The organism is Nocardioides sp. NPDC004968, from assembly GCF_040608935.1.
Lineage (GTDB): Bacteria > Actinomycetota > Actinomycetes > Propionibacteriales > Nocardioidaceae > Nocardioides.
The window spans coordinates 36,900-49,999 of the sequence record NZ_JBEXJF010000039.1; the positions used below are offsets into that span (position 1 = coordinate 36,900).

Annotated in this window: 15 protein-coding genes; 8 read left to right on the top strand and 7 right to left on the bottom strand. The window is 68.1% G+C overall.

Annotated features, from left to right (window positions below; all coding sequences use genetic code 11):
* Positions 1–64 precede the first annotated feature (64 nt).
* A complete protein-coding gene (locus ABZU72_RS24430; RefSeq protein ID WP_355021379.1) occupies positions 65–742 on the top strand; it encodes a hypothetical protein in 678 nt (225 codons plus the stop codon).
* Here ABZU72_RS24430 and ABZU72_RS24435 read toward each other — a convergent pair.
* Genes ABZU72_RS24435 through ABZU72_RS24460 form a run of 6 tightly spaced genes read right to left on the bottom strand, consistent with a single transcriptional unit; the run spans position 739 to position 6,638 of the window.
* Positions 739–1,779: a tetratricopeptide repeat protein gene (locus ABZU72_RS24435; RefSeq protein WP_355021380.1), complete on the bottom strand. Its 1,041-nt coding sequence runs from the start codon at positions 1,777–1,779 to the stop codon at positions 739–741. The two genes, ABZU72_RS24430 and ABZU72_RS24435, sit on opposite strands and share 4 nt — an antisense overlap.
* On the bottom strand, positions 1,776–2,984 hold the full coding sequence (locus ABZU72_RS24440; protein WP_355021381.1) for an AAA family ATPase: 1,209 nt from the start codon (positions 2,982–2,984) through the stop codon (positions 1,776–1,778). Before ABZU72_RS24440 ends, ABZU72_RS24435 begins: the two co-directional genes overlap by 4 nt.
* Positions 2,985–3,026: 42 nt before the next feature.
* The gene (locus ABZU72_RS24445; RefSeq protein WP_355021382.1) at positions 3,027–4,064 is read right to left on the bottom strand and encodes a tetratricopeptide repeat protein; all 1,038 of its coding nucleotides are present in this window, start codon (positions 4,062–4,064) and stop codon (positions 3,027–3,029) included.
* Between the two features lie 25 nt (positions 4,065–4,089).
* Complete coding sequence (locus tag ABZU72_RS24450; protein ID WP_355021383.1) at positions 4,090–5,037, bottom strand: ATP-binding cassette domain-containing protein; 948 nt, start codon at positions 5,035–5,037, stop codon at positions 4,090–4,092.
* A gap of 1 nt (position 5,038) precedes the next feature.
* Positions 5,039–5,848: an ABC transporter permease gene (locus tag ABZU72_RS24455; protein ID WP_355021384.1), complete on the bottom strand. Its 810-nt coding sequence runs from the start codon at positions 5,846–5,848 to the stop codon at positions 5,039–5,041.
* Complete coding sequence (locus ABZU72_RS24460; protein ID WP_355021385.1) at positions 5,841–6,638, bottom strand: ABC-2 family transporter protein; 798 nt, start codon at positions 6,636–6,638, stop codon at positions 5,841–5,843. Before ABZU72_RS24460 ends, ABZU72_RS24455 begins: the two co-directional genes overlap by 8 nt.
* Positions 6,639–6,800: 162 nt before the next feature.
* On the opposite strand from ABZU72_RS24460, the gene ABZU72_RS24465 reads away from it, so the two are divergent.
* The 3 genes from ABZU72_RS24465 (at position 6,801) to ABZU72_RS24475 (ending at position 9,397) form a co-directional block, all read left to right on the top strand.
* Positions 6,801–7,976: an LLM class flavin-dependent oxidoreductase gene (locus ABZU72_RS24465; protein ID WP_355021392.1), complete on the top strand. Its 1,176-nt coding sequence runs from the start codon at positions 6,801–6,803 to the stop codon at positions 7,974–7,976.
* Positions 7,973–8,617, top strand: coding sequence for an FMN reductase (locus tag ABZU72_RS24470; protein ID WP_355021386.1), 645 nt, complete (start codon positions 7,973–7,975; stop codon positions 8,615–8,617). Before ABZU72_RS24465 ends, ABZU72_RS24470 begins: the two co-directional genes overlap by 4 nt.
* A gap of 117 nt (positions 8,618–8,734) precedes the next feature.
* Positions 8,735–9,397 (top strand): response regulator transcription factor, encoded by a 663-nt coding sequence (locus ABZU72_RS24475; RefSeq protein WP_355021387.1) that lies wholly within the window; start codon positions 8,735–8,737, stop codon positions 9,395–9,397.
* A 50-nt stretch (positions 9,398–9,447) separates the two neighbouring features.
* Here the strand turns inward: ABZU72_RS24475 and ABZU72_RS24480 are convergent, their stop codons facing one another.
* A complete protein-coding gene (locus ABZU72_RS24480; protein ID WP_355021388.1) occupies positions 9,448–9,975 on the bottom strand; it encodes a YbhB/YbcL family Raf kinase inhibitor-like protein in 528 nt (175 codons plus the stop codon).
* A gap of 232 nt (positions 9,976–10,207) precedes the next feature.
* Between ABZU72_RS24480 and cobA the strand changes: the two genes are divergently transcribed.
* From cobA to ABZU72_RS24500, 4 genes are all read left to right on the top strand, one after another.
* A complete protein-coding gene (cobA, locus tag ABZU72_RS24485) occupies positions 10,208–11,434 on the top strand; it encodes a uroporphyrinogen-III C-methyltransferase (protein ID WP_355021389.1) in 1,227 nt (408 codons plus the stop codon).
* 125 nt (positions 11,435–11,559) lie between these two features.
* On the top strand, positions 11,560–11,898 hold the full coding sequence (locus ABZU72_RS24490) for a type II toxin-antitoxin system RelE/ParE family toxin (RefSeq protein WP_355021390.1): 339 nt from the start codon (positions 11,560–11,562) through the stop codon (positions 11,896–11,898).
* Between the two features lie 10 nt (positions 11,899–11,908).
* Positions 11,909–12,229 (top strand): helix-turn-helix transcriptional regulator, encoded by a 321-nt coding sequence (locus ABZU72_RS24495; protein ID WP_141805005.1) that lies wholly within the window; start codon positions 11,909–11,911, stop codon positions 12,227–12,229.
* Positions 12,230–12,231: 2 nt separating this feature from the next.
* Complete coding sequence (locus ABZU72_RS24500; RefSeq protein WP_355021391.1) at positions 12,232–13,035, top strand: RNA methyltransferase; 804 nt, start codon at positions 12,232–12,234, stop codon at positions 13,033–13,035.
* Positions 13,036–13,100: the final 65 nt, after the last annotated feature.

A 13,100-nucleotide genomic window follows, 5' to 3' on the forward strand; every position in this document is an offset into this window, starting at 1 on the left:
ATGTGGCTGCTGCCAGGGATCGTTCCGGGGTCTTCGTCAAGTAACTCTACGGGGGATCGGCGGGATGTCAAACGTCAGTGGCGCGAACGCCGCCGAGTGGACGGATGCGACGCTACGCCACCTCCTGACGGCCGATAGGCTCGGTTCCTACCTGCGCGCCTGTGATGAGGATCTGAGTCGTGCACTGCGCCTCTACGAGTGGAACATGAGCGCGGGATCAGCAGTGATCGCGACGACGGGAACGGTCGAGGTCATCGTACGCAACGCCCTGGACCGACAGCTTGTCTCCTGGGCAGAGCGCAAGGGTCGCGGCGACTGGCTCGGCACCGTCCCGCTCGACCAACGTGGCCGCGACGATGTCGCGAAGGCACGATCCAGAGCGACGATGCGCGGGCGCAGAGTGGAACAGCACGGTCGGGTGGTCGCGGAACTGAGCTTCGGTTTCTGGCGTTACCTGATGTCTCAGCGCTATCACGCCTCGTTGTGGGTTCCCTCGCTTCATAAGGCGTTTCCAGGAGCGACCGAAGACCTTCGGACGAGGCGTCGGGAGGTTGAAAGCCGCCTGGTGAACCTGATGCTGGTCCGTAACCGGGCAGCCCATCACGAGCCCATCCATCGCCGCGATCTGCTGGCAGACCTGGAGGATGCAGTTGAGCTCGTTGGGTGGGTACATCCCGAGGCTGGTGCCTGGGTAGGTGCGATCTCGTCGCTACGCCAGGTGGCCAATGCGCGACCCGACTAGGTCTTGGCGCGGGCCACGACATACACGACGGCGGTGATCACCGAGCCGAACAGAATTGGCCGGAGAGCGATCATCCCGATGACGTCGCCTTTGGGGAGCAAGCAGGTGCACACGGCGATCGTGACGCCGGCGAGGCAGACGAACCAGTTCCACCAGGCGCCGAAGGAGCCGACGAGCCGGCGGCCGAAGTAGCCGCGCACCGAGCGGGGGACAACGCGTGCCGTCAGGACGGAATAGGCGCCGATCCCACCGAGGAGCAGGAGTGTGACAGCCCAGCTCGCCGGGTTCGGGCCATCGGAGATGCGCACGATCAGCAGGCCGGCGAGGAGCGCCATCACCGCGGCCGCGTAGAGCCGCAGAGGAAAGGCCACCGCCAGGTGGTCGAGGTTGCGGCGGGCGACCTCGGAGTGCGGGTCGCTGCGCAAAGACTGCGCCAAGCCGCGTAGGGCGCGCCCGAGGTTGACGGTGCCCTGCAGCACAGTGAGGTTGTTCAGTGCCGCGGACTGGCTGGGATCGATGGCGAGTGCCCGCTCGTATGCCGCCTTCGCAGTCGTGTAGTCGTTGCGCGACTGCGCCACGATCCCGAGCGTCGTGTGGCTGACGGCTTCGTTCGGGGCGAGGCGCACAGCCTCGTAGGCCGCGTGCAGTGCGTCGAGTGAGCGCTCTGGCACGTCCATTGCCGCCTCGGCGAATACCTTGTGGGTCCGCCACTCGTCGGGCGCCAGTCGGACCGCCTCGTCGGCCGCGCGGACCGCCTCCTGGTCCAGGTCCAACTCTCCGAGCACGAGGGCGCAGAGGCGATGGCCCCACTCGTCCTCTGGGGCGAGGGCGACGACCCGGTTCGCAGCCTTGAGCGCAGCGGCGTGGTCGCCCTGGCCGAGCAGGCACTGAGCCCGCAGGGCGTGCAGGCCCGCCTCATCGGGTTGCTGCGCCAACAGTGTCTCGACGAGCGGGCGGGCCTCGTTCCAGCGTCGCAGTTCGAGCAGCGACTCGATCCGAGCGCCGACCCGCCGGATGTCGTGCACGTCGTCGGTCACAGCCGGCGGTTCTTCCGCATGTATCTCGCCAGTTCGTCGTACGAACCGTCCTCGTTTGCGAACATCACGATGTTGCGGGCGGTTTCGAACCACGGCCCGACCGACGGCCGGATGTCCTTGAGTGCGGCCTCGATGTCGGCCTGAGAGATCATCCGGACGTCGCCGGTCTCCGCGGCCTCCATCAGCGCGATCTCGGCAGCACTGTTGCAGGCATGGGCGATGTCGGCGCCGGTGTAGCCGTCGGTCGCCTTGGCAAGGCGCTTGAGGTCGACCCCCGCCACCGGACGCTCAGTGAGGTGCAGTTGCCAGATCGCGGTACGTGCCTCCAGGTCCGGCGGGAGCACCAACAACGTACGGTCGAAGCGTCCTGGCCTCCGCAAGGCAGGATCGACGTCCCAAGGAGCATTTGTCGCGGCGAGCACGAAGACCCCTTCGTTGCTGGCCTGGACGCCGTCGAGCTCGGTCAGCAGTTGGTTGACGGCGGTACGCATCCCGTCGGAGTTGAGCCGGCTCCGCTTGTGCCCGATGGCGTCGACCTCGTCTAGGAAGACCACGCATGGGGCAGAGGCGCGCGCGGTCTCGAAGAGCTCGTGGACGTTCTTCTCAGAGTTGCCGATATACATGTCCAGCACGTCGGCGATCGAGACCGAGATGAACTGAGCGCCCAACTCGCCGGCCAGGGCTCGGGCGATGAAGGTCTTGCCGCATCCCGGAGGACCGTAGAGAAGCAGACCGCCTCGGAGGGACTTCTGATACATCGTCCGCAGCTTCTCGTTGCGCATCGGCGCCAGGAACGCAGCGTTGAGTCGCTTCTTCACCTCCTTCATCCCACCCACGTCGGCAAGGGTCATCCGGGAGCGCTCGACGTCGTACGCCGACACCTCTGACTCCGCTGCGGAGGACGTGGCGAACATCGGCGGCACTACATCGCCCAGGTCCTCGGCCGCCGCGGTCCAGTCGAACTCCGTCGAACTACGAGGTTCGGCTGGCTTCGACGGCACGGCCTGCCCGCCGAGCGCCCGCGCCATCAGCGCCCGGGCCTCTGCGGATGCTGGGTCCTGCTGAAGCACGGTCGCGGCATGTTCGATCGCATCCGGGCCCCGGCCTGCATCGACGAGCAGCTGTGCCAAGTGCAGTCGAAGGGTGACGTCGTCGGGCGACGCCGCAACGGCGCGGAGCAGGCTGTCGATCAGTGCGTCGGGCATGGGCAGATTGATACCACTTCAAGGAAACGAGCCGCATTCCCGTTACTGAGCCGCCAGCACGAGGATACGCATGCCGACCCACATCCCGAGGATGATCATCCCGACGGCGGCAAGGCTCGGAATGGTCTCGCCGACGGGGAGGAAGCAGGCCACCATGGTTGCGATCGGCGCCCACACCCACAGGGCTGCGTACCAAAGCTGCTCGGGGGTGACGAGCTGGCGGGCGAAGTAGCCGCGGATGGAGCGTGGGATGCAGCGGAAGAAGTAGGCGACGTACGCCGTTAGGGTCGCGATCATCCCGGCTCCGACGAGAGCCGACCAGATCGACGGCCCGTCAGCGGTCATGACGAGCAAGAACCCGGGTATGAAGAAGGCGACCGAGATGGCCATCAGCGGCAACGTGAACAACTGGGCGAGCTGATCGATGTTCTCCTTGGCGACCTCGAGATCAGGTGCCTGACGAAGAGCCTGTGCGTACCCGGTGACCGACTTGCTGAGCAGTAGCGGGTTGGTCATGGTCGTGAGGTTGTTGCGTGCCGGTGCGTGCTCGGGATCGAGGGCAAGCGTGGTCTTGTAGGCCTTCCGGGCGATGCGGGTGAGGCCGCGCTTCTGGCACACGACGCCCATGGTGAAGTGTGCGTCCGCCTCGTTCGGTGCGAGACGCACCGCTTCGTCCGCGGCACGGTGAGCGTCATATCGGTAGGCGGCGGCATCCTCGAAGGTCTTGGGTAGGTCACACGCGACTTGGGCGTAGATGTTGTGCGTCCGCCAGTTGTCAGGCGCGAGCCGGACGGCCTCGGACGCGGCGCGGATCGCCTCGGAGTGGCCGCCGAGCTCATCGAGGGCGATCGCGCAGATGAGGTATCCCCATTCCGCGTCCGGTGCGCTGCCGATCACTTGATTGGCGACCCTGAGGGCACCGCGATAGTCCTCGAGTCCGATGAGGCATTGTGCGAGCAGCCCGAGAAGGTCGGCATCTTGGGGGCGCACGGCAAGCTGCGCCTCGATCAGGGGACGGGCCTGACGCCAACGCCGCAGCTCGACCAAGGCGAGGAGCGAAGTGTCGGTTCCGGTGCTCACAAGACGATTGATACCACCAGGGGGATCAGCGCGAGTAGAGCTGCCGGATGACGTCCTCGATGTCGGGCTCGTGGATGGACAGGTCGGCGACGTCGTACGCGGCGGCGACCTGTGCGACCAGGGGCGCGGCGGAGGCGCCGGCGGGGAAGGCGAGCCATTGGCGGGGGCCTTCGACCTTGACGACCCGGGCGCCCTCGATGGCGATGGGGGAGGCCTCGTCGACGAGGTCGACGACGAGGGTGCGGGAGGCGTCGCCGTTGGCTCGCAGGGAGGGCAGGGGGCCGTCGAAGACGGCGGTGCCGTGGTCGATGACGATGACCCGGTCGCACAGCGCCTCGATGTCCTGCAGGTCGTGCGTGGTGAGCATCAGGGTCGTCCCACGCTCGTGGTTGAGGGCGCGCAGGAACTCCCGCAGCCGGCCCTTGGAGATGACGTCGAGACCGATGGTCGGCTCGTCGAGATAGAGGATCTCGGGGTCGTGGAGCAGCGCCGCGGCGATGTCGCCGCGCATCCGCTGTCCCAGGCTCAGCTGCCGCACCGGGGTGTCCATCAGCTCACCGAGGTCGAGCAGCGCGACGTGGTCCTCGAGGTTGCGGCGGAAGGTCTTGTCGGGGATCCGGTAGATCCGCCGCAGCAGCTCGAAGGAGTCGCGCAGCGGCAGGTCCCACCACAGCGACGTACGCTGCCCGAAGACCACCCCGATCCGCCGGGCCAGCTCCCGGCGCTGGCGGGAGGGCTCGAGGCCTGCCACCCGCGCCGACCCGCCGGAGGGCACCAGGATCCCGGTGAGCATCTTGATCGTGGTCGACTTCCCGGCGCCGTTGGGTCCGATGTAGCCGACCATCTCGCCGGCGTCGATCTCGAAGGAGAGGTCGTGGACGGCGTGCTTCACCACCGACGTACGTCTCAGCCGGCCCGCTCTCTTGCGGATCGTGAAGTCTCGGGACAGGTCCCGCACCTCGATCAGTGCCACATCAGCTCCCGGTGGATCGATAACGACGAAGCCCCTGGCGCCACACGAGCGCGGTCAGGCCGACCAGCACCAGCGCGGCCAAGGGCGAGGCGAACCGGAACCAGTCCGGGGCGCCGTACGGATCGGTGCGGCCGAGCAGGAACAGGCACGGATACCAGTTCACGAACGCCAGTGGCAGCAGGTAGGTCAGCGACCGGACGACCTCGCGCGGGAAGATCGTCATCGGATACTGCATGATCGTGTTGCCACCATAGGTGAAGGCGTTGGCGAACTCGGAGGCGTCCGTGGTCCAGAACTGGATCGTCGAGAAGATCACGAACACGCAGAAGTAGATGACCACACCCGAGACGAGCGCCACCACGAGCACCAGCAGGCGCTGTGGGTTCCAGTCCACGATCGGTGCCGCCCACGCGAAGACCGCGATGCCCTGGGCGATCTGACCGAGCCGGCGCAGCTCGAACCGGTCGGCGCACAGCTGCACCAGCACCGGGACCGGCTTGGTCATCATCGCGTCGAGATCGCCGCTCCGCACCTTCTGACCGATCTTCTCCACGCTCCCGACCAACATGTCGGCGATCCGGAACGCGATCGAGGTGACCCCGTAGAGCAGGGCGATCTCGCGCAGCGTGAAGCCGCCGTAGGTGTCGACGTGGCTGAACATCAGCCAGATCGCCACGAAGTCGAGGAAGGTGATCAGGATGCCGCCGACCGTCATCGTCCAGAACGAGAGCGGATAGGCCATCGCCGCCCGGATCCACAGCAGCGCGATGAGCCAGTAGGCGCGCACCGCGTGAGCAACGTGCTCAACCACCCTGGACCACCACCTTGCGGGTCGCGGCACGCAGCACGAGCGCGCAGATGCCCAGGAGGACGACCGCCCACAGGACCTGCAGCCCGATCGCGGCGAGCATGTCGAGCCCGGTGTGACGGCCCAGCCAGATGTCGGCCGGGGTCTGGATGTAGGAGGCGAACGGCAGTGCCAGCGCGACCTGGCGCAGGCCGTCGGGGAAGAGGTTGAGCGGCAGCGTCAGCCCGCTGAAGAAGGTGGCCAGCACGCTCAGCAGCACCCGTGGACCGGTCGCGTCCAGGAGCCAGAACGCGCTGGCGGCGAAGAGGAAGCGGACGGCGAAGCTGACCACCACCGCGAGCGTGACGCTGACGAGGAACCCGGCCGCGCCGGCGGGGGAGGGCATGACCAGCCCGAAGAGCAGCGCACCGACGATCGTCGGCGCCACGCCCCGGGTCGCGAAGTGGTAGAGCCCGCGGCCGAGGTCGGCGGCGAGATACCAGCCGAGGACGCTGACGGGACGGTAGAGGTCGACGGCGATGTCGCCGTTGCGGATCCGCTCGGCGAGGTCGTCGGTCGAGCCGCCGCTCCACAGCGCGATCGTCATCAGCAGCGCCTGCCCGATCCAGACGAAGGTGACCGCCTGGTCGGCCTCGTAGCCGCCGGCCGACGGGTTCTGCTCCCACAGCGCCAGGTAGGCGAAGCTGAGGATGATGCCGAAGACCGAGTTGGTGAAGATCCCGGCGAGCGTCGCCGCGGTGTAGGTGGAGTAGCGACGAAAGGAGCTGGTCGCGATCGCGGCGTACAGACTCATCTGTGAATGCAGCGCCCCGGACACCTGACGTACGTTGGCACAACGGGGCCTGCGTACGCCAAGGGGTTTCCTGGAATAACGTTGATCCAGCAACTGTTTGCCGAGTAGTTCGGATTTCAACTATCGTGGAAGAGTCCACGAAAGGGGCAGGGAACCATGGGTATGCAGTTCGGCATCTTCACCGTCGGTGACGTCACGATGGACCCGACGACCGGCAGGACCCCGACGGAGCACGAGCGCATCAAGGCGACCGTCGAGATCGCCAAGCACGCCGAGGAGGTGGGCCTGGACGTCTTCGCGACCGGTGAGCACCACAACCCGCCGTTCATCGCATCCAACCCGACCGCCACGCTGGCCTACATCGGTGCCAAGACCGAGAACATCATCCTGAGCACCGCGACCACGCTGATCACCACCACCGACCCGGTGCTGATCGCGGAGGACTACGCCAAGATCCAGCACCTCACCGACGGCCGCGTCGACCTGATGATGGGCCGCGGCAACACCGGCCCGGTCTACCCCTGGTTCGGCAAGGACATCCGCCAGGGCATCAACCTGGCGGTCGAGAACTACGCCCTGCTGCGCCGGCTGTGGAGCGAGGACGTCGTCGACTGGTCCGGCCGGTTCCGTACGCCGCTACAGGGCTACACCTCGACCCCGCGGCCGCTGGACGGCGTCGCGCCGTTCGTCTGGCACGGTTCTATCCGCTCGCCCGAGATCGCCGAGCAGGCTGCGTACTATGGCGACGGCTTCTTCCACAACCACATCTTCTGGCCGGCCTCGCACACCAAGCAGATGGTGCAGCTCTACAGGCAGCGCTTCGAGCACTACGGCCACGGCACCGCCGACCAGGCGATCGTCGGGCTGGGCGGGCAGTTCTTCATGCGGCACAACTCCCAGGACGCGATCAACGAGTTCCGGCCCTACTTCGACAACGCCCCGGTCTACGGCCACGGCCCCTCGCTGGAGGACTTCAGCGAGGCCACCCCGCTGACCGTCGGCTCGCCGCAGCAGGTCATCGAGCGGACGCTCTCGTTCCACGAGTACGTCGGTGACTACCAGCGTCAGCTCTTCCTGCTCGACCACGCCGGTCTGCCGCTGAAGACGGTGCTGGAGCAGCTCGACCTCTACGGCGAGATTCTGCCGACCCTGCGCGCTGAGTTCGCGAAGCTGCGCAAGCCCGGCGTCCCGGACGCCCCGACCCACGCCTCCCTGGTGGAGAAGGCCGGCGGCGCGAAGGACTCGACCGTCTACGCCGAGGGCGACGCCGCCACCGGCTCGTCCGACCGCGACCTGAGCGACCCGGAGGTCGCCAAGGTGCTCGAGGGGGAGCTGTGACCCGGATCGTCGTCGTCTCCGCGGGGCTGTCGGTCCCGTCCTCGACCAAGCTGCTCGCCGACATGCTCGGCGACGCCACGACCCGGGCCGTGCAGGCCCGGGGCGCGGAGGTCGAGGTCGAGCACGTCGAGCTCCGCGGCCTGGCCCACGAGCTGACCGACAACCTGCTCACCGGGTTCGCCAAGCCGGCGCTCCAGTCGGCGATCGACCAGGTGCGCCGGGCCGACGCCGTCATCGCGGTGACGCCGGTCTTCTCCGCGTCCTACTCGGGTCTGTTCAAGACGTTCTTCGACGTACTCGAGCAGGGCGTCCTGGACGCGAAGCCGGTCCTGATCGCCGCCACCGCCGGCACCGCCCGGCACTCGCTGGTGCTCGAGCACGCGCTGCGGCCGCTCTTCACCTACCTGCACGCGGTGGTCGTCCCGACCGGGGTCTTCGCCGCCACCGAGGACTTCGCCGGTGGCCCGGAGCTTCCCAAGCGGGTCGACCGTGCCGCCGCCGAGCTGGCTGCCCTGCTGGCCGTCGGTGGCGGCACGCCCTCCCCGGCGCCGCACCGGACGCTGGTGGAGGACGAGTTCGCCAACCCGACGTCCTTCGAGACGCTGCTCAAGCGGGCCTCGGAGGGGCCGCCGGAGTTCTGACCGGGCGGGGTTTCCTTCGGCTGCCGATGTGAACACGGGCGCGAGATACCGGGGGTTTGCGAGGATGTGCGACAGAATGCGTCTCGACCGCTACCCCCAGGACCGAGCGGAGCCGTTGTGCCCAGCTATGAGCCGAGCGTCGTCGTTGCCGACGAGTCGCCTCTTCTTCGTGCTGGACTCACGGCCCTGCTCGCGCGTGGTGGCTACCAGGTGGTCGCCGACGCCGGTGACGCCGAGGCGCTCGTCCAGGCCGCGACCGACACGCTGCCCACGTTGGTCGTGACCGACGCCCGGCTGGGCCCGGACGACGAAGGCATCAGCGCCACCCTCCGGCTGCACGAGAAGGTGCCGGAGATGGGCATCGTCGTGCTCGCCGACTCGGTCGACACGACCTACGCGGCCGCCGTCTTCGCCAGCACCGGCACCGGCGGTCTCGGCTACCTGCGCAAGTCCCGCGTACGCACCATCCCGCACTTCCTCGACGTCGTCGGCAGGGTGGCGTCGGGTGAGGTCGTCGTCGACCCGGAGGTCATCTCTCGGATGGTCGAGGTTTCGCCCGACGCCGATCCCGACGCGATCGCGAGACTGACGATGCGCCAGAGCGAGGTGCTGGGCCTGATCCACGCAGGGTTCCCCGACCGCGCCATCATCAGCAGGTTCTTCAGCGGCAGGCGGCAGTTCGAGCGGTGTCTGAGCGAGATGTTCCTCGCGTTCGGCCTCTCCGCCGACGTCGAGCATCGGCGTACGCCGACGCTGCTGACCCACCTGGCATCTGGATGACGTGGGAGTCCTGAGGTCACCCGGTGACCTCAGGACTCCCGCGTCGGAACTCAGTGCTGGTAGGTGCCCACCACGACGGCGCGGGCCAGTGCCTTGAAGGCCAGGTTGAAGGAGACGACGGCCGGGGTCACCCCGTCGTCCACACCCAGCGTCTCCTCGCCGACGGCATGGACCACGAAGTAGTAGCGGTGGACCTGGTCACCGGCCGGGGGAGCGGCACCGCCGAACTCCTTGGTGCCGAAGTCGGTCGCGACGTGGAACGCCTTGCCCGGGAGCTCGGCGGTGCCGGCCCCGGCACCTGCCGGCAGCTCGGTCACGTCGGCAGGGACGTCGACCAGGGCCCAGTGCCAGAAGCCGCTGGGGGTGGGCGCGTCGGGGTCGAAACAGGTGATGACGTACGACTTCGTCCCCTCCGGCGCGCCGCTCCAGCTGAGCTGCGGGGAGGTGTTGCCACCGTCGTAGACCTGGTCCTGCTTCAGCGGCTGGCCGTCGGTCACGTCCTGGCTCGTCAGCGTGAAGGAGGGGAGGGCGGGCATGAGCGAGTAGGGATCCGGCTTGACCGGACGATCGAGTGCCATGCCCACCAACCTAGTGGCGCGTCTCGGAAGTTCCTAGGCGCTTCGCGCCGCCATGGCACGCACCTCGCCGCGTTGGCACCGCTCGGAAGACGCCCGGTATGACTTCGCGACGCCGCCTTGCGATGCACGCACCCTGACGACGCCAAGCATCCAGGAACTTCCAAGACGCGCCACCAGTCCGCGAATCGACCCGTTGTCAGGCCGCGCCCCGGTGTTGGGCGAGGATGTACCCATGAGTTCAGAGCATGCCGTTCCCTACCCCGCCGGTCTCATCCTGGAGGGGCGGAGGGTGGTCGTCGTGGGTGGTGGCCGGGTGGCGCAAAGGCGCGTGCCGGCGCTGATCGCCGCGGGGGCGCGGGTCGAGGTCGTCTCGCCGTCGCTGACCCCTGCCCTGGAGGGGCTGCTCGGCTCGGGCGAGATCACCTGGCACCAGGCCCGCTTCTCGGCCGATGTGCTCGACGGCGCCTGGTACGTCATCGCCGCGACCCAGAACGCCGACGTCAACGAGGAGATCTCGGCCGCTGCCGAGGAGCGACGGATCTTCTGCGTACGCTCCGACGACGGCACGCAGGCCACCGCCTGGACCCCGGCGACCGGACAGGACGGCGACCTGACCATCGCCGTGCTGGCCAACCGTGACCCGCGGCGCTCGGCGGGCGTACGCGACCGGATCCTCGACGGGCTGCGCTCCGGTGACCTGATCGCTCCGCACGAGCGTCAGCGAGTGCCCGGAGTGACCCTGATCGGTGGCGGCCCGGGTGACCCCGGGCTGATCTCGGTCGCCGGCCGCAAGGCTCTGATGGAGGCCGACATCGTCGTCGCCGACCGGCTGGCGCCGCGAGAGCTGCTCTCCGAGCTGCCCGCCGACGTCGAGCTCGTCGACGTCGCCAAGCTCCCCCGAGGCCGCTCGGCCCAGCAGGAGGAGATCAACCGGATAATCGTCGAGGCTGCTCTGGCGGGGAAGGCGGTCGCACGCTTCAAGGGCGGCGACAACTTCATCTTCGGCCGTGGCTTCGAGGAGGTGCTCGCCTGCCGTGAGGCCGGCGTCCCGGTCCACGTCATCCCCGGCCTGACCTCGCCGGTGACGGTGCCCGGCGTCGCCGGAATCCCCGTGACCCACCGCGGCGTCGCGCACGAGTTCACCGTCATCTCCGGCCACGTCCCGCCGGGTGACCCCACCTCGCTGACCAACTGGTCCGCCGTCGCTCAGCTCGGTGGCACGCTGGTTCTCCTGATGGCCGTCCAGAACGCCCCCGCGATCGCGACCGCTCTTCTCGATGGTGGCCGCGAGCCCGGCACCCCCGTGGCGGTCATCTGCGACGGCACGATGCCCACGGAGCGTACGGTCCTGGCGACCCTCGAGACCCTCGAGAAGACCCTGGCCGACCAGAACGTCCAGCCCCCGGCGATCATTGTCGTCGGCGAGGTCGTCCGCGTCGCCCACCCGGACTTCTTCTAGGCCTGGTCGGGTCGGCGCGCCGTCGACTCGTTGCCATGAGTGATCTCCTACGGTCGTCTCATGAGCCTTGTGCTGTGCCAGCGCGGTGAACCGTCGTGTGATGATCGCAGTTGTGCGATGATCGCGTGGATGCGATCATGAGCATGGAGGTCGAGCTTCATGACGAGGTCGTGAAGTGGCTGGATGCTCTGAGCGATGAGGAGTGGGGTCGAGCCGTGGTGATCGTGGATCGGTTGGCCGATCTCGGATTTCGCGCTCGGATGCCGCTCTCGCGGAGCCTGGGGGACGGCCTGTTCGAGTTGCGTTTCACCCTGGGGTCGACTGCTCGGAGGATCACCTACAGGTTCACGAACGATGCACGGATCATCCTTCTGACGACGTTCCACAAACAACGAGACAACGAGCGCGGCGAGGTGGCCAGGGCCCGCAAGGCAGCGGCCGAGTGTGCCCGGCGCTATCCCTAGGAGGACAACCATGGCGAACTACTCCCGCTGGTCCGAGGTTCGGGCCGAGCGTCCCGCCCCGTCCGACGAGACGAGGGCCAGCGTCGAGCAGGATCTCGCCCTCGGGCAGTTGATCTACGACTTGCGTACGGAGGCAGGACTGAGTCAGCGCGAGCTGGCCTCGCGGATGGGTACGACGCAGTCGGTCATCTCCCGCCTCGAGGAAGGTGGAGGGGCGCGCAACCGGATCGACACCCTGGCTCGGGTCGCGACAGCGTTGGGGCGACACCTGGTCCTTTCGTTCCCCGAGGAAGTGCCGGGGGACATGAAGGACTCGGTGCAGGTCGCCTGACCATGGCTGAACTCATCGAGATCTCCGACCCCGACGATCCCCGGCTCGCGGACTACCGCGACCTGCGCGACGTCGAGCTGCGCAAGTCCCTCGAGACTTCGGAAGGGCTGTTCCTGGCCGAGGGGGAGAAGGTCGTACGCCGCGCCGTGGCCGGTGGCTTCGAGCCGCGCTCGTTCCTGATGGCGCCGAAGTGGCTCGACGGGCTCGCCGACACGCTCGCCACGACGGATGCGCCGTGCTACGTGATGAGCGAGAAGGCGGCCGAGGAGGTGACCGGGTTCCATGTGCACCGCGGTGCGTTGGCGTCGCTGAAGCGTAGGCCGCTGCCGTCGGTCGAGTCGGTGCTCGAGGGTGCCCGCTCGGTCCTGGTGCTCGAGGACATCGTCGACCACACCAACGTCGGCGCGATCTTCCGGTCGGGCGCCGCGCTGGGTTTCGACGCCGTACTGCTTGCGCCGCGTTGCGCCGACCCGCTCTACCGCCGCTCGATCAAGGTCGCGATGGGCGCGGTCTTCGCGCTGCCGTGGACCCGCCTGCCGGACTGGTACGAAGCGCTACCCTCCCTCTCCGCTGCCGGCTTCACCACCGTCGCCCTGACCCTCGCCGACGACGCCGTCGACATCGAGAAAGCCGTCGAGGGCGTCGACAAGGTCGCACTGGTCCTGGGCTCCGAGGGCCACGGCATCTCCCCGCGCTGGCAGCAGGCTGCCGACCGCCGCGCCATCATCCCGATGTCCGCCGGCATCGACTCCCTCAACGTAGCCGCCGCCACCGCCGTCGCTTGCTACGTCACCGCCCGCCGCTAGCGCCGAGGCGTCAGCCGCGTCGGCCGAGCCGTCACGCACGTCGGCCGAGTTGGCACTGATGTGCC

Excerpts from the sequence above, each read along its gene's own strand:
- ABZU72_RS24430 (WP_355021379.1), top strand. The coding sequence starts at position 65 with ATGTCAAACGTCAGTGGCGCGAACGCCGCCGAGTGGACGGATGCGACG.
- ABZU72_RS24440 (WP_355021381.1), bottom strand. The coding sequence starts at position 2,984 with ATGCCCGACGCACTGATCGACAGCCTGCTCCGCGCCGTTGCGGCGTCG.
- ABZU72_RS24460 (WP_355021385.1), bottom strand. The coding sequence starts at position 6,638 with ATGAGTCTGTACGCCGCGATCGCGACCAGCTCCTTTCGTCGCTACTCC.
- ABZU72_RS24465 (WP_355021392.1), top strand. The coding sequence starts at position 6,801 with ATGCAGTTCGGCATCTTCACCGTCGGTGACGTCACGATGGACCCGACG.
- ABZU72_RS24480 (WP_355021388.1), bottom strand. The coding sequence starts at position 9,975 with ATGGCACTCGATCGTCCGGTCAAGCCGGATCCCTACTCGCTCATGCCC.
- cobA (WP_355021389.1), top strand. The coding sequence starts at position 10,208 with ATGAGTTCAGAGCATGCCGTTCCCTACCCCGCCGGTCTCATCCTGGAG.
- ABZU72_RS24495 (WP_141805005.1), top strand. The coding sequence starts at position 11,909 with ATGGCGAACTACTCCCGCTGGTCCGAGGTTCGGGCCGAGCGTCCCGCC.
- ABZU72_RS24500 (WP_355021391.1), top strand. The coding sequence starts at position 12,232 with ATGGCTGAACTCATCGAGATCTCCGACCCCGACGATCCCCGGCTCGCG.